Source organism: Aeromonas sp. 600774 (assembly GCF_049175075.1).
In the GTDB taxonomy this organism is placed as follows: domain Bacteria; phylum Pseudomonadota; class Gammaproteobacteria; order Enterobacterales; family Aeromonadaceae; genus Aeromonas; species Aeromonas veronii_A.
Window position 1 is genome coordinate 117,857 of record NZ_JAAKUJ010000006.1, and the last position, 21,629, is coordinate 139,485.

The 21,629-nt window shown below is 60.1% G+C and carries 24 protein-coding genes and 1 other annotated feature; of the genes, 21 read left to right on the top strand and 3 right to left on the bottom strand.

Annotation, left to right across the window (positions count from 1 at the left end):
• Positions 1 to 83 precede the first annotated feature (83 nt).
• Both G5171_RS08400 and G5171_RS08405 read left to right on the top strand, forming a co-directional pair.
• Positions 84 to 3,110 (top strand): glycosyl hydrolase family 18 protein, encoded by a 3,027-nt coding sequence (locus G5171_RS08400; RefSeq protein ID WP_421251331.1) that lies wholly within the window; start codon positions 84 to 86, stop codon positions 3,108 to 3,110.
• Positions 3,111 to 3,249: 139 nt separating this feature from the next.
• Positions 3,250 to 4,194: a chemotaxis protein CheV gene (locus tag G5171_RS08405; protein ID WP_216979357.1), complete on the top strand. Its 945-nt coding sequence runs from the start codon at positions 3,250 to 3,252 to the stop codon at positions 4,192 to 4,194.
• A gap of 76 nt (positions 4,195 to 4,270) precedes the next feature.
• Here the strand turns inward: G5171_RS08405 and G5171_RS08410 are convergent, their stop codons facing one another.
• Positions 4,271 to 5,425 (bottom strand): flagellar assembly protein FlgT, encoded by a 1,155-nt coding sequence (locus G5171_RS08410; RefSeq protein WP_005343626.1) that lies wholly within the window; start codon positions 5,423 to 5,425, stop codon positions 4,271 to 4,273.
• Positions 5,426 to 5,643: 218 nt separating this feature from the next.
• Between G5171_RS08410 and G5171_RS08415 the strand changes: the two genes are divergently transcribed.
• Positions 5,644 to 6,264, top strand: coding sequence for a FlgO family outer membrane protein (locus G5171_RS08415; protein ID WP_337073767.1), 621 nt, complete (start codon positions 5,644 to 5,646; stop codon positions 6,262 to 6,264).
• Between the two features lie 10 nt (positions 6,265 to 6,274).
• Complete coding sequence (locus G5171_RS08420) at positions 6,275 to 6,700, top strand: LPP20 family lipoprotein (protein WP_005338717.1); 426 nt, start codon at positions 6,275 to 6,277, stop codon at positions 6,698 to 6,700.
• Positions 6,701 to 6,773: 73 nt separating this feature from the next.
• Here G5171_RS08420 and pheA read toward each other — a convergent pair whose 3' ends face one another.
• Positions 6,774 to 7,946: a prephenate dehydratase gene (gene pheA, locus G5171_RS08425; protein ID WP_021230338.1), complete on the bottom strand. Its 1,173-nt coding sequence runs from the start codon at positions 7,944 to 7,946 to the stop codon at positions 6,774 to 6,776.
• A gap of 38 nt (positions 7,947 to 7,984) precedes the next feature.
• Positions 7,985 to 8,106 (bottom strand) — a sequence feature (Phe leader region).
• A gap of 170 nt (positions 8,107 to 8,276) precedes the next feature.
• Between pheA and G5171_RS08430 the strand changes: the two genes are divergently transcribed.
• From G5171_RS08430 to G5171_RS08510, 17 genes are all read left to right on the top strand, one after another.
• Complete coding sequence (locus G5171_RS08430; protein WP_005343633.1) at positions 8,277 to 8,888, top strand: HAD family hydrolase; 612 nt, start codon at positions 8,277 to 8,279, stop codon at positions 8,886 to 8,888.
• Between the two features lie 18 nt (positions 8,889 to 8,906).
• A complete protein-coding gene (locus G5171_RS08435; RefSeq protein ID WP_421212695.1) occupies positions 8,907 to 9,185 on the top strand; it encodes a DUF6482 family protein in 279 nt (92 codons plus the stop codon).
• Between the two features lie 79 nt (positions 9,186 to 9,264).
• Complete coding sequence (locus G5171_RS08440) at positions 9,265 to 10,101, top strand: hypothetical protein (protein ID WP_319919339.1); 837 nt, start codon at positions 9,265 to 9,267, stop codon at positions 10,099 to 10,101.
• A 107-nt stretch (positions 10,102 to 10,208) separates the two neighbouring features.
• Positions 10,209 to 10,781 (top strand): DUF3157 family protein, encoded by a 573-nt coding sequence (locus G5171_RS08445; protein ID WP_421260039.1) that lies wholly within the window; start codon positions 10,209 to 10,211, stop codon positions 10,779 to 10,781.
• Positions 10,782 to 10,969: 188 nt separating this feature from the next.
• On the top strand, positions 10,970 to 11,620 hold the full coding sequence (locus G5171_RS08450) for a porin family protein (protein WP_216979351.1): 651 nt from the start codon (positions 10,970 to 10,972) through the stop codon (positions 11,618 to 11,620).
• A gap of 180 nt (positions 11,621 to 11,800) precedes the next feature.
• Positions 11,801 to 12,748 (top strand): YbgA family protein, encoded by a 948-nt coding sequence (locus G5171_RS08455; RefSeq protein ID WP_005343644.1) that lies wholly within the window; start codon positions 11,801 to 11,803, stop codon positions 12,746 to 12,748.
• Positions 12,749 to 12,817: 69 nt separating this feature from the next.
• Positions 12,818 to 13,705: a MerR family transcriptional regulator gene (locus tag G5171_RS08460; protein ID WP_421260040.1), complete on the top strand. Its 888-nt coding sequence runs from the start codon at positions 12,818 to 12,820 to the stop codon at positions 13,703 to 13,705.
• Positions 13,702 to 15,123: a deoxyribodipyrimidine photo-lyase gene (gene phrB, locus G5171_RS08465; protein WP_421260041.1), complete on the top strand. Its 1,422-nt coding sequence runs from the start codon at positions 13,702 to 13,704 to the stop codon at positions 15,121 to 15,123. The genes G5171_RS08460 and phrB overlap by 4 nt, the downstream gene beginning before the upstream one ends.
• 1 nt (position 15,124) lies before the next feature.
• Positions 15,125 to 15,553: a nuclear transport factor 2 family protein gene (locus tag G5171_RS08470; RefSeq protein WP_139410959.1), complete on the top strand. Its 429-nt coding sequence runs from the start codon at positions 15,125 to 15,127 to the stop codon at positions 15,551 to 15,553.
• Positions 15,550 to 16,284, top strand: a complete 735-nt coding sequence (locus G5171_RS08475) for an SDR family NAD(P)-dependent oxidoreductase (RefSeq protein WP_421260042.1) — start codon at positions 15,550 to 15,552, stop codon at positions 16,282 to 16,284. Before G5171_RS08470 ends, G5171_RS08475 begins: the two co-directional genes overlap by 4 nt.
• On the top strand, positions 16,281 to 17,540 hold the full coding sequence (locus G5171_RS08480; protein ID WP_421260043.1) for an NAD(P)/FAD-dependent oxidoreductase: 1,260 nt from the start codon (positions 16,281 to 16,283) through the stop codon (positions 17,538 to 17,540). The genes G5171_RS08475 and G5171_RS08480 overlap by 4 nt, the downstream gene beginning before the upstream one ends.
• On the top strand, positions 17,537 to 18,319 hold the full coding sequence (locus G5171_RS08485; RefSeq protein ID WP_319919345.1) for a DUF1365 domain-containing protein: 783 nt from the start codon (positions 17,537 to 17,539) through the stop codon (positions 18,317 to 18,319). The genes G5171_RS08480 and G5171_RS08485 overlap by 4 nt, the downstream gene beginning before the upstream one ends.
• Entirely contained in the window at positions 18,319 to 19,575 is a 1,257-nt protein-coding gene (locus G5171_RS08490) for a class I SAM-dependent methyltransferase (RefSeq protein ID WP_421260044.1), read from the top strand. Before G5171_RS08485 ends, G5171_RS08490 begins: the two co-directional genes overlap by 1 nt.
• Positions 19,576 to 19,577: 2 nt before the next feature.
• On the top strand, positions 19,578 to 20,054 hold the full coding sequence (locus G5171_RS08495) for a DUF2878 domain-containing protein (RefSeq protein WP_421260045.1): 477 nt from the start codon (positions 19,578 to 19,580) through the stop codon (positions 20,052 to 20,054).
• Positions 20,051 to 20,272 (top strand): TIGR02450 family Trp-rich protein, encoded by a 222-nt coding sequence (locus tag G5171_RS08500; RefSeq protein ID WP_005338671.1) that lies wholly within the window; start codon positions 20,051 to 20,053, stop codon positions 20,270 to 20,272. Before G5171_RS08495 ends, G5171_RS08500 begins: the two co-directional genes overlap by 4 nt.
• Entirely contained in the window at positions 20,229 to 20,771 is a 543-nt protein-coding gene (locus G5171_RS08505) for a chalcone isomerase family protein (protein ID WP_421260046.1), read from the top strand. The genes G5171_RS08500 and G5171_RS08505 overlap by 44 nt, the downstream gene beginning before the upstream one ends.
• Before the next feature lie 14 nt (positions 20,772 to 20,785).
• A complete protein-coding gene (locus tag G5171_RS08510; RefSeq protein WP_421260047.1) occupies positions 20,786 to 21,325 on the top strand; it encodes a DUF3833 domain-containing protein in 540 nt (179 codons plus the stop codon).
• 75 nt (positions 21,326 to 21,400) lie between these two features.
• Here G5171_RS08510 and nqrM read toward each other — a convergent pair whose 3' ends face one another.
• Positions 21,401 to 21,625, bottom strand: coding sequence for a (Na+)-NQR maturation NqrM (gene nqrM / locus G5171_RS08515; RefSeq protein ID WP_216951909.1), 225 nt, complete (start codon positions 21,623 to 21,625; stop codon positions 21,401 to 21,403).
• Positions 21,626 to 21,629 lie beyond the last annotated feature (4 nt).

Sequence of the window (21,629 nt, forward strand, 5' to 3'; positions counted from 1 at the left end):
GGTAGTCTCCCGTCTTTCACGCAGGTTGCGTTTGTGCTTTGCCTTGGTCACCAATGCCAAGACAAAACAAGGAAGATAACAATATGCAACAGTTCCTGAGGCCCAGCCGGCTTGCCGTGCTGGTGGCCATCGCTGCCATGCCCGCCTGGGCGCAGGCAGCTTATCCCGCCTACAAGGCCGGTACTGCCTACAAAGCCGGTGATATCGTCAGCAATGCCGGCGCCCTCTATGAATGCAAAGAGTTCCCCTACTCGGGCTGGTGCGGGGCATCACCCTATCACTATGAACCCGGTGTCGGGGTGGTCTGGGCGGATGCCTGGAAGCTCTACGGCGGCGAAGTGCCGCCACCTGCGCTCGGTGTGGCCGTCAGCTCACCGGCTACCGGTGCCAGTTTCAACGAAGGGGCCAGCGTGGTGCTAGCGGTGACCCTGAGTGGCCCGGTCACTGCGCTGGTCAAGGTCGAATACCTTGTCGACGGCAAGCTGGTCGCCACGGCCAGCGCCTCGCCCTGGGGGGCCAGCTGGAGTGCTGCGGGCGTTGGGGCGCACGCCCTGAAAGCGCGGGCGCTGGATAAGGATGGCAAGGTTCTGAGCGAAGCTGATTCGAGCTTCAACGTTGCAGCCGTGGTAGCGCCAGAGGCGCCCAAGGTGAGCATCAGCAGCCCGGCCAGCGGTGCCAAGGTGACCCTGGGTCGCAGCGTGGCGGTGAGCGGCAACGTCACCGATGCCAACAACGATGTGGCCAAAGTCGAGCTGTTTGTCGATGGCAAGAGGGTAGGAGAAGACAATGCCGCCCCCTGGCAGGTGAACTGGACGCCCGATGCCAAAGGCAGTGCCGCCCTCAAGCTGGTCGCCACCGACAAGACCAATCTGGTTGGCGAGTCGGCGGCAGTGAACGTCACTGTCGAGGAGGCTGCGCTGCCACCTTCCGGCGGCAACCTCTCCTGCGATATCCGCCAGATCTATCGTCCTGATGGCTACGAGTGCATGGGGGATGACCATGCCCGCCGGGTCATCGGCTACTTCACCTCCTGGCGCACCGGCAAGAATGGCCTGCCCGCCTATCTGGTGAGCGACATTCCGTGGAGCAAGATCACCCACATCAACTACGCCTTCGCGGCGGTGGACGAGCAGAGCCACACCATCAAGGTGGATGACTCGGCGACCAAGATGACCTGGGATGGCGTGCCGGGAGCCGAGATGGATCCGGAGTTCGCCTACAAGGGGCACTTCAACCTGCTGTCGAAGTTCAAGAAGCAGTATCCGGACGTGAAAACCCTGATCTCGGTCGGGGGCTGGGCCGATACGCGCGGCTTCTACACCGCCACCACCAAGGGCGACTGCTCGGTCAACACAGATGGCATCAATGCGCTTGCCACGTCTGCGGTGAGTTTTATCCGTCAGTACGGTTTTGACGGGGTCGATATCGACTACGAATACCCCACCTCCATGAAGGATGCGGGCAACCCCAACGACTTCCCGCTCTCCAACCAGTGCCGCAGCAAGCTGTTTGCCAACTACAAGGTGATGATGCAGACCCTGCGCAGCAAGCTGGATAGGGCGGGCAGCGAGGATGGCCGCAAGTACATGCTGACCATCGCCTCGCCAGCTTCCGCCTATCTGCTGCGCGGCATGGAGAACTTCCAGGTCACCCAGTATCTCGACTATGTCAACCTGATGACCTACGACTTCCACGGTGCCTGGAACCACTTTGTCGGCCACAACGCCGCCCTGTTTGACAACAAGGCTGACGCCGAGCTGGCGCAGTGGGGCGTTTACACCCAGAAAGAGTTTGGTGGCATCGGTTACCTCAACGCAGCCTGGTCTGCTCACTACTTCCGTGGTGCACTGGCGGCCGGCAAGATCAACGTGGGTGTGCCTTATTACACCCGTGGCTGGCAAGGGGTCAGCGGTGGCACTCACGGCCTGGCCGGCAAGGCAGCCCTGCCGAGTCAGAGTGATTGTCAGCCGGGTACCGGTGGCAGCACCATTCCGTGCGGCAACGGGGCGGTCGGCATCGACAACATCTGGCACGATCTGGACAAGAACGGCAAGGAGATCGGCGGTGGCGCCATCCCCATGTGGCATGCCAAGAACCTGGAACACGCAGCCGACTTGGGGATCACCACCATGCCGAGCTACGGTCAGGCCTGGGGTCTGGATCCCAACAACCCGGCGCACGTGATGCAGGGCAAGTATGTCCGCTACTACGACGACAAGGCCCATGCCCCCTGGTTGTGGAACGAGGAGAAGAAGGTGTTCCTCTCCACCGAGGATGAGGAGTCCATGGGTCACAAGCTGGACTACATCGTCAATCGTGGTCTGGGTGGTGTGATGTTCTGGGAGATGGCGGGTGACTATGCCTACGATCCGGTGAAAAAAGAGTACGGTATGGGGGATACCCTGACCACGCTCGCCTACGACAAGTTCGCCAAGGCGACCAAGTACAACACCAAGCAGAACGATCTGGCTGCGCCAACTGCCCAGCTCGACATCGCTGTGAGCCTCTCCGGCTTCAAGGAGGGTGATTCCAACTATCCGATCAACCCGACCCTGAAGCTCACCAACAACTCGACCCAGACCATTCCGGGCGGCACTCGCATCGAGTTTCTGGTACCCACCTCTACCTCCGACACCATCACTGACCAGAGCGGGGTGGGGCTGAAAGTGGTGGAGAGCGGTGGCAACCAGAACTCTGACGGGATTGCCAACGAGAAGGATTTCCACAAGGTGGCTCTGACGCTGCCGACCTGGAAAGCCTGGACGCCGGGCAGCGATGTGGAAGTGGCGATGACCTACTATCTGCCGGCAGCCGGTGTGCCGAGTGGCATCCGCATCATCAGCGGCAGCCAGACTGCGGGTCTCAAGGCCGAGTTCCCGACCCTGCCGGAGGCCGTACTGGGTTCGGGCGGTGGTGAGGGCGGTGCGACCTGCAGCAGCCAGAACATCAATCCGGCGGCCTACAAGGCTTACCCGACCTGGCCGCAAGGGGATCATGCCAACGCTGGCGATCGCATCACTCACAACAAGGTGGTGTGGCAGGCCAACTGGTGGACCAGCAGTGAACCCAAGGCCACCGATGGCAGCTGGAAGTCTGTATGTAGTTATTGATTTTGAAATCAATGAGATAAGTGAGGCTTCGGCCTCACTTTTTTTATCTGGGTGGTTGCTCTGGTTGAAAATGCGCCTGCCTTTCCTGGCTGGCTGCCTCTATACTAGAGTCGATTAATAATCAGATGGATATCAGCGTATGGCGAGTATATTGGATTCCGTTGATCAACGAACTCAACTGGTAGGGGAAAACCGCCTTGAGTTGTTGATGTTTCGTCTCGGCACCCGCCAGATGTTCGCCATCAACGTCTTCAAGGTGCGGGAAGTGGTCAAATTACCTCATCTCAGCAAGATGCCCGGCTCCCATCACAACATCAGCGGGGTGGCCAATATCCGTGGTACTTCTATTCCGGTGATCAACTTGCGCAGCGCTATCGGCATGCGCCCCATGCCCATCGACAGCGAGTCCAACCTCATCATCACCGAATACAACCGTACCATTCAGGGCTTTCTGGTGGGGCAGGTGGCCAATATCGTCAACATGACCTGGAAGGATATCCTGCCACCGCCGCGCTCTGCGGGGCGTGCCAACTACCTCACCGCCATCACCCGCATCCCGGAAGACGGGGTCGATCAGATCGTCGAGATCATCGACGTGGAGAAGGTGCTGGCGGAGATCATCACCTATGACATCCGCATCTCCGAAGAGGTGCTGGATCGGGAGATCCTGCCGGAAATGCATGGTCGCAAGGTGCTGATTGTCGATGACTCCAGTACAGCCCGTACCCAGGTGCGTGAGACCCTTGGTCAGCTGGGGCTGGAAGTGATCGAGTGCCAGGATGGCTTGCAGGCGCTGACCCTGCTCAAGGGATGGTGCGATGCAGGCAAGAAGGTGACCAACGAGATCCTGTTGATGATCACCGATGCCGAGATGCCCGAGATGGACGGCTACCGGCTGACCCACGAGGTGCGCAGTGATCCGCGCATGTCCGATCTCTTTATCACCCTCAATACCTCCCTGAGCGGCAACTTCAACGAAGCCATGGTCAAGAAGGTGGGCTGTGACCGCTTTATCTCCAAGTTCCAGCCTGACCTGCTGGTAGGCGTTGCGCAGGAGCGGCTGCGTCAGGTGCTGGGAACCTGACCGATACCAACCCGCTAGTCAGCCATACCAATGAGAAGCTCGGGAGATGCCATTCGCTGGTAACTCCCTTGCTCCGTTATTCCAATACTGCCAAATCCCCATTCTGGATGTTGAACGGTGAATATTTGTTCTGGCTGCTGATGATGGCGCCATCGTCGAATACCTGCACCACCTCGAACAGACCGTCGGCCGGGTTGCGCATCATGCGCGACTTGCCGTAAGGGTCGATGAAGTCGGCATTGTGCTGGATGCGAAACTGGTCGCCGAGCTTGACGCCGTTGCGCCGTCCCAGATTGATGTAGGGGCCGCGTTCGTTCTGGCCGACCACCCGGGCGGTGACCGGGGCGCAGGTAAGCTGGGCCACCAGATCCTGAGCGGCTTGCTGCAACTGGTAGTTGACCTCTTGGCCGTAGCTCGATTGCCAGAACTGGCCGCTGCTGCTGCCCACCTGATCCCGCTTGCCAAAGGTCCAGGTGGCGCGCCCTTCGTAGACCTTGCGGTTGATCAGGCTGCCGTTGATGCCGTCGAACAGGTAGAGCTGCATGCGAAAGTTGCGCACGGGATCCTCATACCAGCTGGTCAGCTGGTTGCCCTGTGGCTCGATGGAGAGATCATCGATGCTGCCGAGTACCAGATACTGGCTGTCGGTGCGCAGGCTAAGCGCCTTGATCTCTTCGAGGGCGCTGCGATCTCCCTGTTGCAGGTGGAGCGGATCAATGCGCAGGTTTTCATCCAGCCACTGGCGCACCGCGACCCCTTGCGGTGCGTTGGCGAGGGTTTCGAACAGCCGGCGCGAGAGATTTTCCGGCATGTCGTCCATGGCGCCATAGCTGGCCTGATCGGGGTAGCGCAGGCGTAGCCTGACCAATGTCAAATCCTTGGCGAAGTGCTGGGTCTGGCAGATCTGGCGCTCGGCCTGAATGTCGGCCACTAGCGTGATATACATGCGACCGTTGCGCACCTCTTCCCGCTTGAGCCGGTACTGGCGAATGTCGCCGCCGGAGCGGATCTGGATCTGCTCGGATCGCAGGCTGCCATTTTCCAGACGCTGGACGCTGGAAACGGCCGCGCCGCTAGCCAGCAGCGCCTGACGCAGGGCGTCGCGGGTCGCCTGCTCGCGGGCATAGACCTCATCGCCCCCCAGAATGGCGGCGCTGCCCTGCGCTTCGATAAGCTCGGCGCGGGCGCTCAGGCTGGCCAGCAGCAGGGTCAACAGCAGCGGTAATTTCATAACAGATACCTTGATTAGGCGACTCGTAGCCCCTTCTCTTGAAGAGGACATGGCGGGCCGACATGGATCACACCAGTTGTTCGATGACGTTTTTCTGACCATCCGCCAGAGATTGGCTCAACAGCGAAGCTTTCAGCAAGAATCATGCCTCATTCCCGGCTCAAGGTTTGTCCGGCGCGTCCGATAATAAGTCAGGTGCAGATACAGGAAAGGTATCCATGAACAAACTCATCACGGCGTTGGCGCTCGCCCTGGCATTGACCGGGTGCGGCTCCGACCCTATCAATCGGGATCTGGGTGACCCCCGCCAGGCGGCGCAGGGGATGGAGCTCAACTGGCTGGTGGCGCGTATGACCGATCAGCTGATGGAGCGCAAATCGCTGACCACCCTGACCGAGCCCATCGCGGTAGCCTCATTCGTCGATCTCGATACCCTGCAGGATACCAACTGGATGGGGCAGCAGATTGAGGAGAGCTTTATCTACGAGCTCAACCGCCGCGGCGAGGTGGTGGTGGACTTCAAGCTGACCGGTAGCATCAAGGTGACGCCACAGGGTGACTTTGTTTTGAGCCGCAACTACAAGGAGCTCTCTTCCCGCCTGCCCATCTCCCGCATTCTGGTCGGCACCTTCAGCCGCAACAGCAAGGGGATCCTGGTCAACGCACGCATCATCGACATGCGTACCAAAATGGTGGAGACCACGGCTCAGAGCTTGATCCCGCAAAAATATCTGTTCGGTGCCAACAATTCGTTTGGTCGGGCATCGATCAATCGCGGTTATCTGATGCGTGACAGCCAGGCGCGGCCGGGCGGTCATCTGGTCAATCTGACCCCGTGAGGAGCGAGTCATGAAGATCCTGTTTGGTTGCCTGTTGGCACTCTTGCTCACCGGTTGCAGTGGTAACCGGGTCGTGGATTACACCCAGGGTGGCAAGCCCGATGATTTTCCGGTGCTCAAGGCGGTGGGGTATGCGGTGATCGACATCCAGCCCGGCCCTTCCCAGTCTGAGAAAATGTTGCAAGCCATTCGCGCTTCAAAGATGGATGCTTATCGCGAGCTGGCCGAGCAGCTCAATGGTCAGCAGGTCCGCGGCCAGAGCAGCTATCGTGACTTGACCCAGACCTCCAACTCGCTCGATGTGTCGGTAGCAGGCGTGGTGCGCGGTGCCCGGGTGGTGGCCTCTTATCCACGCGGCAACACCTATGCCACCGAGATGGAGCTCGATACCCGCGCCCTCTACAACATCAATCAGCTGATGGCTGGTCAGTTCTGAGTTATTGCCTGACCTGAAAACAGACATCAAAAAAAGGCGAGCAGGGTGCTCGCCTTTTGTTGTTGTGGACTGGTTAGCTCCCCATCAGCACCGGCGGCACTGCGGTGGGTTTCACATCCTCGCTCGGGTAGCAGCCAAGCACCTTGATATAGCGAGTGATTTTGGTCAGCTCCACCAGTGCTGCCTGCATCGCCGGGGTCTGCAGGTTGGCGGAGACATCCAGGTAGAACATCTCTTCCCACGGGTTGCCCTGCACCGGACGGGACTCCAATTTGGTCATGTTTATCTCGTGGTTGCGCAGTACCAGCAGCGCTTCCACCAGCGAGCCCGGTTTCTGGGAGGTGGACATGATGAGGGTGGTCTTGGCCGGGATCTGCGGTGCCACGTCGATGGGCTTGCGCGCCACCACGATAAATCGACTGTAGTTCTCTTTCTGGTTGGCCAGCTGCTCGGCCAGCACGTCCAGGCCATAGAGCTCGCCACCAGCGGCGCTGCCGATGGCTGCCGCCTCTGGGCTCGCCAGCTCTTTGACCTTCATCATGGCGCTGGAGGAGGAGTCGCAGATCTCGTGACGGGCTCCTTCCAGCTTGCTCAGATAGTGGGAGCACTGCTGAAACACCTGCGGGTGGGCATAGAAGGTCTTGATGCGGCTTAACTCGGTCGGCACGGCGGTGAGAATGCAGTGCTCGATGGGGTAGGTGAGCTCACCAACGATGGAGAGGCTGGTATGCTGCATCACGTCATAGACTTCGTTGATGGAGCCCGAGCTGGTGTTCTCGATGGGTAGCACACCGAAGGCGGCGCGGCCTGACTCCACCGCATCCAGCACTTCGCGGAAGTTCTGGCAGTTCACCTCGATCACCTGATCCTTGTAGCGCGCCAGATATTTGCGGGCGGCGAGGCTGGAGTAGGAACCGCGTGGCCCCAGATAGGCGACGCTGGTCATCGGCTCTTGCTGCTCCGGGTTGAGCAGGCTCTGCAGATAGGCCTGCTGGGAGAGCACAGAGTCTTCGATGATGGTGTGATAGATACGGGTGATGTACTGGGCATCCAGCCCCAGCACGCGCCCTTTCTGGATCAGGGCGACCAGCAGCTCCTGCTCCCGCTGGTGATCACGGATGGGGCGCGGGTTGGCTTGCTTGGCACGGGCGACCTCGATGCTGAGGGTCTTGCGTTTTGCCAGCAGGGCAAGCAGCTCCTGATCCAACCGGGTGATGTCTTGTCTGATCTCGTCGAGCGTTGCCATGATTGTTCCCTATCCAAGTAATCGATTGATATTAATGCAAAAAAAAGCCTCCGCTAGGGGAGGCTCGATTCGTCTTTGCTTTCTGTTCACACGACGACAGGCCTTCCCTTAAGCGGGCCTGATAAACGAGAAAGCAAAGAAGAATGGTGCGTGCATAGGTGTGTCCTTGAAGTAACGTCATAACCATTAAGGGATTTGCCGCTGCGATGCAAGTAAAACTTGCCCGCAGGCTGGGATGGGGGCAGGGTATCCGGTTAAGAAAATGGCGTATAAGCGATGTTCTATTGACTCTGTTTTGATGATTGCAACCCAGTGGGGGAGGTAAAGACGATGGCGATTATTTTCGATCTGGGACGGGTGGTGGTGAGCTGGGATCCGGTAGGCATAGTGCGTTCGGTGCGTGGCCCGCAAGGAGCCGAACAGTTGGCCGAGCAGCTCTTTAACCACCCGGACTGGCTAGAGGTAGACAGAGGCACCATGTCACTCCACACCATGGCCCGGGAAGCACAAGCGCGCACCGGCCTCTCGGTGGCGGAGAATCTGGCCATTTTACAGGCAGTTCCCGCCTCCCTGCAGCCAGATCCCGCTATGCTAACCCTGATAGCCGAGCTGCACGGAGCGGGCCATTCGCTCTATGCCCTCTCCAACATGGGGCATGCCAGCATCGACTGGCTGGAGCAGCACCAGGCTTTCTGGCGCTTTTTCAGTGGCAAGGTGGTCTCGGCGCGGGTGCGGATGATGAAGCCGGAGCCGGATATCTATCGCTATCTGCTGGTGTCGTTCGATCTCAAGCCGGCAGAGTGCATCTTCATTGATGACAGTCCCGCCAATATTGCGGCCGCCGAGGCCCTCGGCATCAGGGGGATCGTCTTTACCGACGTGGCGAGTTGCCGTCAGCAACTGGGTGAGTTGGGCTGTTTGCCTGTCACTGACAAGGGGTGATGCCCCTGTGGGAGCACTATGGAGCATGGCCGGTTTCGCAATTGGCTCAGTCACTATCCCGAGGCAACCCTGATTATCGCCTGCAAGGATGGCAGCGGTTATCAGCTCTGTATCGAGGCGGAAGGGGAGTATCTCTGTCTGACCGACAGCGAGGGGGAGCACCTGACCTTCACCTCACTGGATCAGGCGCAGGGTTTTTTGCGAGCCCATCGGGTACATCAGGCCAGATTGCGAGTGTATGACGCTCAAGATGTTGATTTTACGGATAAATCACGGGAAATAATCATCAAGTTTTAATTTTAACCTGACTCTGTAAGGGCCTATTCAGCTTGTTTCCCGCACAATAAGCCACCTGTTTATCATCCGGAGCTGTTTAATGGATGCCAATGTTGTTGTCTTGAATCAGGGATATGATCACTCTTTTCAAGCCAGGGAGCTGCAGCTGATTGAGCAACTGGCAAATTTTGACGAGCTGATAGTCTCTTTTTCGGGGCGGTTGGAGTCCTGTTACAGCATCGATCTGTGTCGTGCCAGCGGCGTCAAGATCCGCGCCATCACCCTCGATAATCCGACCCGCAGCCGCAGTGAGGTGGCTCGGGCCCGGCGTTATTGCCAGCGTTACGGTATCGACCACTGGATCATCAAGAGTGACGAGATCATCTTTTGCGATCGCCTGCCGAATATGGAGGGGTTGATCGATCCGGTTCGCCGCATTGGTGAGTATGTGCAGGCTCGTCCGGAATGGGCTCATCTGCCGTTGCTGGTCCCGGCCGCGGTGGAGGAGCGTGATGACTATCTTGCCCAGTTCGGCTCACTGCCTGCCAACACCATCTGGTTTTTTGCCGATAACGGGGTGATGAGCCGTGATTTTCGCTATGGCTTCAACAAGCGTCAGCTCGGTCGTTGGGGCAAAGGGAGCAACGGTTGTCTCAGCAATCGCTTCACCAATCCACGGCAGTTGAAGCAACGTTATCTACGAATGGTGGATCAGGCCGAACAGATGCTGGCCGACATGGGGCTGGATGAGGCGCAGGTCTTTTTCCATACCCTGTGCGACTGCTCTACCACCCTGGCCCGGGTGCGTCTGCCCGAGCATCAGCGTGCTCAGGCCTTTGATATGCAATCGGATATTCTCTCTGCCCTCAAGAGGACCGAGTTCGATCTGGTGACTCTGGATATGGCGCACAAAGAGCGGCACGATCTCGCCATCTAGCCCGTGGGCAAGCGACGCCGGAGCCAGAACGTGAGTGCTGTCATAGGCAAGGAGGGGGGCGACTGTTTATACTGTCGCCCTTTCACCCGTTACCGAGTGTTCATGCCATGAAAGCTTTCTCCCGTTTGCTGGTTGCTCTCTGTCTCTCGCCCGTGTTGGCGCAGGCAGCTCCTGTTACCCAGGTGACCCTGCCTGATGGTCGGCAGGTTCAGCTCAACGATGACTTTACCTGGGAGTATCTGGTGGTCAAACCGGCCGAACCCGTGCAGGGTATAGCTGCTGATGGGAAAGCGGGGGCCGTGGTGGCGGTTGCCGCCTCGGTACTGACCGAGCAGGCCAAGGCCAACCCCGAATTGCTGTCACAAGCGGCACGCGACGGTGTGGTGGTCAAGCTGGACAAGCTCGAGGGATCGGATCCGTTGGCGCTGACCTTTATGGTGAGCAATACCGGCACCCGCAATGTGGTCGGGGTGCGTGGCATGGTGACCCTGTTCAGTGCTGACGGAGTGCAGCTGAGCCGTCAGGAGGCCCGTTTCTGGGTTGCCGAGAACCGCCTGCCGGAGACCTATCTGCGCAAGGGGCAAGTCCGTCCGTCGTTGGCCCTCGAGATCCCCCGTCCTGCCGGATTGACCGGGCAGCCCTTGGTCAGGGTCGAAATTGATGAGGTGGTCTTCCGCTGATTTGGTGTTGTCCGGCCCATGCAAACCGATTGGGCCGGCAATTTGTTACCCCTGACATCTCGGGAAATATCTGCTTACATCTGACATGGTTTTGCAACAGCTTGCCGCTCGGCAAGCCGGGATGCTGACCGCACAATGACTCCATACCAGCTCGCTAGCAACGGGCCCAATCACATGGAGTTATCATCATGAAAAAAGCAACTGTATCTCTTCTGGTTCTGGCCGGTTTCGCCTCTACTTCCGCTCTGGCACAGGATGCGTTCAGCTACGCAAAGGGCGGTTTGACCTGGGCGCACACCAAGTCTGATTACCTGAGCCAAGACAGCGCTGCATTTCCCCGTGATGCTGCCAGCAAAGGTACCCGTGATTTTGGTGGTCTGAGCCTGGACCTCTCAAAGAGCTTTGGCTCCAACTTCTACGGTCGTGCCGGAACCGAATTCACCTCCCGCAACGACGGCAATGACAGCATGTCCATCTCCAGCCTGGGTATCGGTGTCTTTACCCCGCTGAGCACAGGACTCAATCTCTATGGCGAAACCGGTTTGATGGGCTATCAACTTGAGCGTGAGCTGGCCAAGAACAACAAGGGATGGGACGAAGTGGCTCGCAAGGATAGTGGCAGCATGTACGGTGAAGTGGGTCTGCGCTACGACATCGGCGACATCGAGCTTTCCACGGCTTACCGTTACGCCAACATGACCGATGATATGCATGACTTCAAGGTAGGCGGTGCTTACAAGCTCAACCAGAACTGGGCGCTGACTGCCGACTACACCTATCGCAGCTGGGATCTGCAGAAAGGCTCCATCTCCAGCCTGGGTGTGAAATACAGTTTCTAATCCCCCTTCCAGTAGTCCGTAGTGTCTTGATTTTTACCCATGGCGTTCGCCATGGGTTTTTTCGTTTTCCAGTGATCTCTTTTTTCTCCTTGTGTCGTATCAGTCGGCGATAGTTATACAACTTCCATTTTTTTGTATAACTGCTATAACTGAATCAAGGTTTATACAAGGAGTGCCATCATGTACAAGATTAAAGTCGGTATCAGTGCTTGCCTGCTGGGACAAGAGGTGCGTTTCGACGGGGGCCACAAGCGCTCCAGCTTCTGCGAACGGGATCTTGGCGCTCACTTTGACTATCACCCCGTCTGTCCCGAGATGGCTATCGGTCTGGGGGCGCCTCGCGCCGCCATCCGGCTGGTCAAGCGCAACGGCGAGATCCGTGCCGAGGCGAGCAATGGTAGCTTCGATGTCACTGAAAAGCTGATTGCGTTCAGCGAGCAGAAGGCACGCCAGCTCGACTTCATCTCCGGCTATATCCTCTGTGCCAAATCACCCAGCTGCGGTATGGAGCGGGTCAAGGTCTATGGCGCCAACAATGAGGGGAGCGCCAAGGAGGGGATCGGCCTCTTTGCCAAGGCGTTGATGGAGGCCAACCCCCTGTTGCCGGTGGAAGAGGATGGCCGGCTCTGTGATCCCATCCTGCGGGAGAATTTCGTGCTGCGGGTCTTCGCTTACCACGACTGGCAGCAGCTCTGTGCGCGTGGTATCACCGCCTCTGCGCTGATCCGCTTCCACTCCCGCTACAAGTATCTGGTGCTCTCCCACGCCACCACCCACTACAGGGCGCTCGGCAAGCTGCTCGGCAATCTGGGCAAGTCCACCAATTTGCAGGAGGTGGCCGACAACTACATCAAGGGATTGATGACCGCGCTGACCCTGCGGGCCAACCGTCGCAGCCACACCAATGTGCTGATGCACCTGCAGGGCTACTTCAAGCGGGTGCTGACCCCGGCCCAGAAGCAGGAGCTGGCCGATACCATCGACAAGTACCGCACCGGCATCTTCCCCTTGCTGGTGCCGCTCACCTTGATCCGCCACTACCTGCGCGAGTACCCCAATCCCTATCTCGCCGAGCAGGTTTATCTCAATCCGCACCCCGATACGCTCAAATTGCGTTACGGGCTCTGAATCCGTTCTGTTGCCTCGGCGCATGGTTTGCATCGGGGCGCTTTACACCTCTGTTTGATGGACGTTGTCATGTCTGATTTATCGCAAGAAGTTGCTCCTCTGGCTGATGAGGGGATCTACCCCATTCGCGAGGTCTCCCGTCTCACCGGCGTCAACGCCGTGACCCTGCGTGCCTGGCAGCGCCGCTATGGTCTGGTGCAACCGGCCCGCACCGAAAAGGGCCACCGCCTCTACAGCGAGCAGGATATCCGCCAAATCGGCGAGATCCTGAGCTGGCTGGAGCGGGGTGTGAGTATCGGGCAGGTGAAGGGGCTCTTGAGCGAACCCCATTCCGAGCCAGTGAGCGATCACTGGCAGCAGACCCTGGAGCAGTTCAGTCAGGCACTGCTTGCCTTCAATCAGCGCAAGGCGGAGGCCGAGCTCAGCGATCTGTTGGCTAGCTATCCGTTCGAACTGGTGCGCAGCCGGATACTGCAACCGCTTGTGGAGCGGCTGCTGGGGTTGTGGCGCGATCGGCCGGATGGCGAGTTGCTGCAACAGGTGTGGCTGGGCTGGCTCCATACCCGCTTCGCCCGCCACCTGATCGAGCAGGAGAAGGGCGTGCCGATTACGCTGGCGAGCTGGGGACAGGTTGGCCCCCTCGATCTGGTGTGGGCTGCTTACGAGCTGATCGGTCAGGGTTATGAGGTGCAACTGCTGGGGGCGGTGGAGCCCCGCCATGCCAGCCTGCTTGAGGGACGTGCTGCCACCCCTTGGTTGGTGCTGCTGGGGGCAGGGCTCGGTAAGCAGGAGCTGGCTACCGGCTGGCCCGCCGGCACGCGCCTGTTTGGTGAGCTGGGGCGCCTCTACGACGATGAGTGGCTTAAAGCCCATGGCTGGCAGGCGAGCCTTGCCGAGCTGATGGCGGATGCCCCAGATGCTGCTGGCACCAGCGGACGCGGGAGGAAAGAATCATGAAACTGGTCTGGTTTCGCAATGATCTTCGCCTTGCCGACAACCCCGCGCTGCGGCATGCCTGCGCTGGTGATGAGCCGGTCGCCGCCCTCTTTATCATCTCCCCCACCCAGTGGCAGCAGCACAAAATGGCCCCCATCCGTCAGCGCTTTATGTTTGCGCAGGTGAATGAATTGGGCCGCGAGCTGGCGGCGCTCGGCATCCCGCTTCATCTGCTGCGAGTGGAGACCTTTGCCGAGGTGCCAGCAGCGCTGGCAGATCTTTGCCGCGAGCTGGGCGTAACCCAGCTCTACGCCAATCAAGCCATCGAGATCGATGAGCTGCGTCGTGACCACACCGTCACTGCCGCACTGGCAGAGCAGGCGGTGAGCTGTCACTGGTTCAACGGCTGCTGCGTGTTGCCGCCGGGGCGTGTGCTGACCGGGTCGGGGGAGATGTTCAAAGTCTTCACCCCCTTCAGCCGTGCCTGGCTCAAGGCTCTCGACGAGGATGGTTTTGTCATTCATCGGGCGCCGACACCGCGTGGCGAGCCGTTGCCGTGGCAGCCGCTGGCCGAACGTGCGTGGGTTGATGAGGCTCTCGGCGAGCTGACGCCTGATCCCCGCTGGCCAGTGGGGGAGGCAGAAGCTCTGCGCCGTTTGAACATTTTTCTGGAGCGTGCCGTGGTTGACTATGGCGAACAGCGTGATTTTCCAGCCATCGCGGGCACGTCCGTGCTCTCCCCCTATCTGGCTGCGGGCATCATCAGCCCGCGCCAGTGTGTGGCGGCGCTCCAGCAGCGCCTTGGCTACCGGCCCCAGTCCAAGGCCCAGCCCGGCTTTGTCTGGCTCAATGAGCTCATCTGGCGCGAGTTCTATCGCCACCTGCTGCTGCTGATCCCGACTCTCTCCATGAATCGCCCCTTCAAACCAGAGACGGCAGCCTTGCCGTGGAGCTGGGATCCGGATGCCTTCGCCGCCTGGTGCGAGGGGCGCACTGGCTACCCCATCGTCGATGCTGCGATGCGCTGTCTCAACACCACCGGCTGGATGCACAACCGGTTGCGGATGATAGTGGCGAGTTTTCTTACCAAGGATCTCCATATCCACTGGCGGCTCGGGGAGGATTACTTCATGAGTAGACTGATCGACGGGGATCTGGCAGCCAACAACGGTGGCTGGCAGTGGGCGGCGGGCACCGGTGCCGATGCGGCACCCTACTTTCGGGTTTTCAACCCCACCACTCAGGGGCAACGATTTGATCCACAAGGGGAGTTTATCCGTACTTGGGTAACTGAACTGGCCGATATTCCCGCCGCTTACGTGCATCAGCCCCACGACTGGCTACGGCTCAAGAGGCGGCAGGATTATCCGGCCCCCATGGTGGATCACGCCATTGCCCGGGTGAGAGCCATCGAGATGTTTCGCTCTCTGGAGAAATAGGATGAACGAGCCGCTGGCCCGCTTTATTGGCCTCTATCAACAACTGGACAAACAGCAGTTGCACCGCTTGCCCGAGGTCTATGCCGAACAGGTGGTCTTTATCGATCCGGCTCACCGTATCGAGGGGCTGGCGGCCCTTGGCGACTATTTTGCCGCCCTCTATCAGCGTCTCGCCTACTGCCGTTTCGTCATCACCAGTCAGCAGCAGCAAGGGCCACAGGCCTGGCTCGGCTGGACCATGACCTTCTCTCACCCCAGATTGCGTGGTGGTGAGCCGGTGACGGTGGAGGGGGCCACCCGCCTCGAATTCGACGAGGCGGGCAAGGTGTGCCAGCACAGGGACTATTTTGACCTGGGCGCCATGCTCTACGAGCAGTTGCCGTTGCTCGGGCCAGTGGTTCGCACCATCAAGATGAGGCTTGGCGCATGAGCGGCCGAGTGCTTATCACAGGCGCGACCTCCGGCATAGGTCGCCAGTTGGCGCTGGATTACCGGCGCGCCGGCTGGCAGGTGTGGGGTTGTGGCCGCGATGGCGAACGGCTGCAGGCGCTGGGGCTGGATGGCGTGACGCCGCTGCAGTTCGATGCCCGGGATCTGGCCGCAATGAGCGGGGTGGCTGCTATGCTGCCATCCCTCGATCTGCTGATCCTCAACGCAGGCAACTGCGAGTACATGGATGTGGCGGAGGGGTTTGACAGCGCGCTGTTTGCCCGAGTGATTGAGACCAATCTGACCGCCACCGGCCATGCGCTGGCCGCCTTCTTGCCGTTGCTCGGGGCTGGGTCACGGCTGGCCATCGTTAGCTCGTCGGTGAGCTGGCTGCCGCTGCCTCGGGCCGAGGCCTATGGCGCCTCCAAGGCTGCCCTCGACTATCTGGCGGATACCTTGCGCCTCGATCTGGCCAGCAAAGGGATCGGGGTGACCCTGATCCGCCCCGGCTTTGTCCAGACGCCGCTCACCGCCAAAAATGATTTTCCCATGCCCTGTCTGGTGACGGTGGAGCATGCCTCTCGCGCCATCATGGACGGGCTGACCGCTGGTCGTCACCAGATCCACTTTCCCCGCCGTTTCATCTGGTTGCTGCGCCTGCTTGGTGCGCTGCCGGTGGGGCTCTGGCTGCGCCTTGGCCGCGCACTCGTATCGAAAGGAAGCCATTCATGAAGAAAAAGATCGCCATCGTCGGTTCAGGGATCTCGGGGCTCACCGCCGGTTTTCTGCTCCACAAACTCCATGACATCACCCTGTTCGAGGCGGCTCCGACCCTGGGCGGCCACACAGCGACCGTCGATGTGAATCAGGCTGGCCGCAGCTATGCCATCGACACCGGCTTTATCGTCTTCAACGATCGCACCTACCCCAACTTCTTGAAGTTGCTGGCGCGGATCGGCATGGCGCGCCAACCGGCCGAGATGAGCTTCTCGGTGAAGAGCCCGGAGGGGCTGGAGTATAACGGCCACAACCTCGACACCCTGTTTGCCCAGCGCAGCAATCTGTTGAGCCCGCGCTTCTACGGCTTCGTTGCCGAGATCCTGCGTTTCAACCGGGAGGCGCGGGCCTGGCTGGCGGATGGTCAGCATCAGGGGGCTGGCCCCGAGCTGACTCTGGGGGATTTTTTGCTGGCGGGGGAGTTTAGCGACTACTTCGCCCGCCACTACATCTTGCCGATGGGGGCGGCGATCTGGTCATCGACCCTGGCCGATATGCGCGCCTTCCCCCTTGGCTTCTTCCTGCGCTTTTTTGCCAACCATGGCCTGCTGGATGTGGCCAATCGCCCCCAGTGGTACGTGATCCCGGGCGGCTCGCGGGAATATATCGGGCCACTCACCGCGGGTTGGCAGTCGCAGATCCGCCTTGCTTGTCCGGTGCAGAGCGTACGGCGGGAAGCGGATGGGGTGGTGATCCAGAGCAGTTACGGCGAGGAGCGGTTTGACGAGGTGATCTTCGCCTGCCATAGCGATCAGGCGCTGGCGCTGCTGGCGGATCCCGGCGAGCGGGAGCTGGCCATCCTCGGCGACATGCCCTATCAGGCCAACGATGTCTGGCTCCATACCGATGCCCGCTGCCTGCCCACCCGCCGCAAGGCATGGGCCAGCTGGAACTATCAGCTCGATGGCAACGACGAGGCGCGGCCGCTGGTGAGCTACAACATGAACATCCTGCAGGGGGTGAACTCGCCGGAGCCCTTCTGCGTCAGCCTCAATCCCAAGGGCAAGGTGGATGAGAGCAAGGTGCTGCGCCGCTTTGTCTATCACCATCCGGTGTTCAATCAGGCCTCCATCGCCGCCCAGCAGCGCCGCGCGGAGATCTGCGGCCAGCAGCACACCCACTTCTGTGGCGCCTACTGGTACAACGGCTTCCACGAGGATGGGGTACGCAGCGCGCTGGACGTCGCCAGGCGCTTCGGGGCCGAGCTATGAACGGCGCCACAGTGGCCACCGAACATGAGCGTGCCGACGAACTGGCTGGCGTCACCAGCGCCATCTGGCAGGGCTCGGTACGCCACCGCCGTTTTGCGCCGCGGGCTCACGCCTTCTCCTACAGCCTCTTTATGCTGGGGCTGGATCTCGACGAGCTGCCGCAGCTCGATCAGGGGCGCTGGTTCGGGGTTGAGCGAGCTGGGCTGCTCTCGTTTCACCGCGACGACTATCTCAAGGGCAGCGAGGGGTGCCTCAAGCAGGCGGTGTGGCATAAGGTGAGCGAGCTGGGTGGCGATGCCGACCCCGAGGGGCGGGTGCTGCTGCTCGGCAATGTGCGCTGTCTGGGGTTCTACTTCAGCCCGGTCAACTTCTACTTCTGCTACCGGCAGGGCGAGGCGCGCTATCTGCTGGCAGAGGTCTCCAACACCCCCTGGAACGAGCGTCACTACTACCTGCTGGATCTGGCGGCGCTGGCGCCCCATGACAAGGATTTTCACGTCTCCCCCTTTATGGGGCTGGCGATGCGTTATCACTGGCGGATCAGGCCGCCCGCGCAGGAGACTCTGATCCATATCGAGAGTCATCCCGTATCCGGTGAAGCCAAGCTGTTTGACGCAACCCTGGCGCTCACGCGCGAACCCTTGTCACGCAAGGGGCTGGTGGCCCTGCTGGCCCGCTGGCCATGGATGACTATGAAGGTGCTGCTCGGGATCTACTGGCAGGCCCTGCGTCTTTTTATCAAACGAACCCCGATTTTTACCCATCCGGAGAGCCGCTAATGGAACTTGCTCAATCAACCCTCTCTGCCTCTTTCATCGACAAGGGGGCAAGACAACTGCTGCTCAATCTGCTGGGTCGCCTCGAACATGGCCAGCTGCTGCTGCGGGATGGCGGTGAGCGCCACAGCTTTGGCGTCGCGGGTACCGATCTGCATGCCGAACTGGTAGTGCAGGATCCGACCTTCTATCGTCGCCTGCTGCTGGGGGGCAGCATTGCCGCCGGAGAAACCTGGGTGGAGGGACTCTGGACCAGCCCGGATCCGGTGGCGCTGGTGCGGCTGCTGGCCCGCAATCTGACCCTACTCGACTCCCTCGAACGGCGCCTCGGCTGGCTCAGCTTCCCCTTCAACAAGGTGCGCCACTGGCTCAACCGCAATACCCTGACCGGTTCGCGCTCCAACATCGCCGCCCACTACGATCTCGGCAATACCCTCTATCAGGGCTTTCTCGACAGCCATATGCAGTACTCGAGCGCCATCTACCCGAGCGCCGAGGCCACTTTGGAAGAGGGTCAGCAAGCTAAGTTGCGCACCATCTGCGAGCGGCTGGAGCTGGGGCCTTACGATCATCTGCTGGAGATCGGCACCGGCTGGGGTGGCCTCGCCGTCTATGCCGCCCGCCACTATGGCTGCCGGGTGACCACTACGACTATCTCCCGGGCCCAGCATGACTATGCCAAGGAGTGGATTGCGCGGGAGGGGCTGGGGGATCGCATCACCTTGCTGCTGGAGGATTACCGCAAGCTGGAGGGGACGTATGACAAGCTGGTCTCCATCGAGATGATCGAGGCGGTGGGCCACGCCTTCCTGCCCGACTATTTCCGCCAGCTGTCGCGGCTGCTCAAACCCGGTGGCCGTCTGCTCATTCAGGCCATCACCATCGCCGATCAGCGCCACGCCCAGTATCTGCGCGGGGTCGATTTTATCCAGCGTTACATCTTCCCCGGTGGCTGCCTGCCGAGCGTCTCCCAGATGGCAGGGTTGCTGGCGCGGGAGACCGACATGCAACTGGTACGGTTGCACGATCACGGCCATCACTATGCCCGCACCCTGGCTCACTGGTGCGATCGCTTTCTGGCGCTGGCGCCCGAGCTGCCCAAGCTCGGTTACAGCCAGGATTTCATCCGGTTGTGGCACTTCTACTTCGCCTATTGCGAGGGGGGATTCTGGGAGCGCAGCATCAGTCTGGTGCAGCTGGAGGCCGCCAAGCCGGGGCCCGCTGGCTGGTCGGGTGATGTGCCAGTAAGCGGTCACTGACCATGTGGCAGTGGGCTCACCTGCTGGGGTTCAACCTCTACTGGTTGCTGGCGGTGAAGTGGCAGCAGCCGGGCCCGCTGCTGGCAATGTTGCTGCTGCACTTTCTCTTCTCACCCAGCCGCCAGCGTGACTGGCGGCTGCTTCCCATCGCGGTTGCCGGCTGTCTGCTGGATGCTCTGCTCTGGCAGCTCGGCCTGTTCCGTTTCCCGTCCGGTTTTCCCCTCTGGCTGGTGCTGCTCTGGCTCGGTTTTGCCCTGACGCTGGCCCACGGTATGCGCTGGCTGCTGCGCTTGCCTCGCTGGCAGCAGGCTCTGTTTGGTGTGTTTGGCGGTGCCTCCTCCTATGTGGCGGGGGCTGCCATGGGGGCAGTAAACTTACCCTGGGGCATCTGGATCAGTTCGGCGCTGCTGGCAGTGATCTGGATGTGGTGGTTACCCGTACTCCTGTGGGTAATGGTCAAGCTGGAGGGTGAGTCATGACAAACACCTTTTCGACCGACTCGTTGCTGTTTTCCAAATGGACCAAAGAGAGCCAGCATGAGCTGACTGATCGCTTCTATCTGGTGGTTGCCTGCCAGCGGGATGCGCAGGGGCAGCTGGTGCAGGTGGTGATGCAGGATATCAACACCCTGCAGGAACAGGAGATGGACTGGCATGAACTGGAAGACCCCAACCACTGGCATATGGGGTGGAATTAACCCGCTGCTGCTGGCGATTACGCTCTTTGCTGCAACCGCGGTGCAGGCTTCTGCCGCCCCCTGGCAGCAGCTGCGCCCGGTCGGGCAGGGGGAGATGAACTGGCTCTGGTTCAAGCTCTACGATGCCACCCTCTACAGTGCGAGCGGGCGCTATCAGCCCGGTCACTATCCGCAGGCCCTGACCCTCACCTATGCCAGATCCATCGAGCGGGAAGACCTGCTGAGCGCCACCGCCGCCGAGTGGCAGCGGCTCGGTCTTGGCTCCGACGCCGAGCGTCAGCGCTGGCTCGGCCAGCTCGCAGCACTCTGGCCCGATGTGCAGGCAGGCGACAAGCTCACCTTCTATGTCGACAAGGGGGGGGCAGGCCACTTCTGGTGGCAGGAAAAACCCCTCGGCACTCTGGCCGATCCACATTTTTCGGCCGCTTTTCTCGCCATCTGGCTGGCTGACAATAGCCGCGATCCTGCCCTGACCCGCCGCCTGCGTGGCCAACCCTGAACATGGAGTCTTTGATGTCCTTCTATCGTGCATACCGCTGGTTGTTGTTGCTCCCTTTTTTGCTGCTGAGCGGCTGTGGTGCCAGTCTCGATGACTATCGGGGGCAGGGGCCAAACTGGGATCTCGCCCGTTTCTTCAACGGTAAATTAGTGGCTCACGGCCTGGTAACCGACCGCAGCGGCGAAGTGACCAGTCGCTTTCGGGTAGAGATGGTGGGGCGCTGGCAGAACGGCAAGGGAGAGCTGTTCGAGCAGTTCTACTTTGACGATGGCCGCCAGCAGACCCGAACCTGGTATCTGAGCAAGGGGGCTGATGGTCACTGGCGCGGTACCGCTTCCGATGTGGTGGGAGAGGCGGTGGGTAAAAGCGAAGGGTTCGCCCTCAACTGGCGTTATCAGCTCGATCTGGCGCTGCCGGATGGCGAGGTGGTGCGGGTGAGCTTCGATGACTGGATGTATCTGCTGGATGAGGATCGACTGATCAATCGCGCTGCTATCAGCAAGTTCGGCATCCATTTGGGGGAGGTGATCCTCTATATCGAGCGAAAATTATGACCGGCCTACACTGCATGAAAGCCAATAAAAAAGCGCGCCACCAGCGCGCTTTTGTTTATCGAGAAATCAGGGTCATCAGATGATGCGGTTCTCTTCCAGCATCTTGCGACGGGCCTCTTCCTTGGCCATCTTCTTCTTGCGATTGTCGCAGGGTTCCGGGCAATCGCACTCTTTCTCGATGCCAACGCTCCCCAGACCGCCACAGGAGCCGGAGATGGATTTTTTCTGGAAGATATAGCCGATAGCCATGGCGGCTATCACCAGCATGAATACCCCGAAGGTGATCAGAAAAACCTGCATCTAT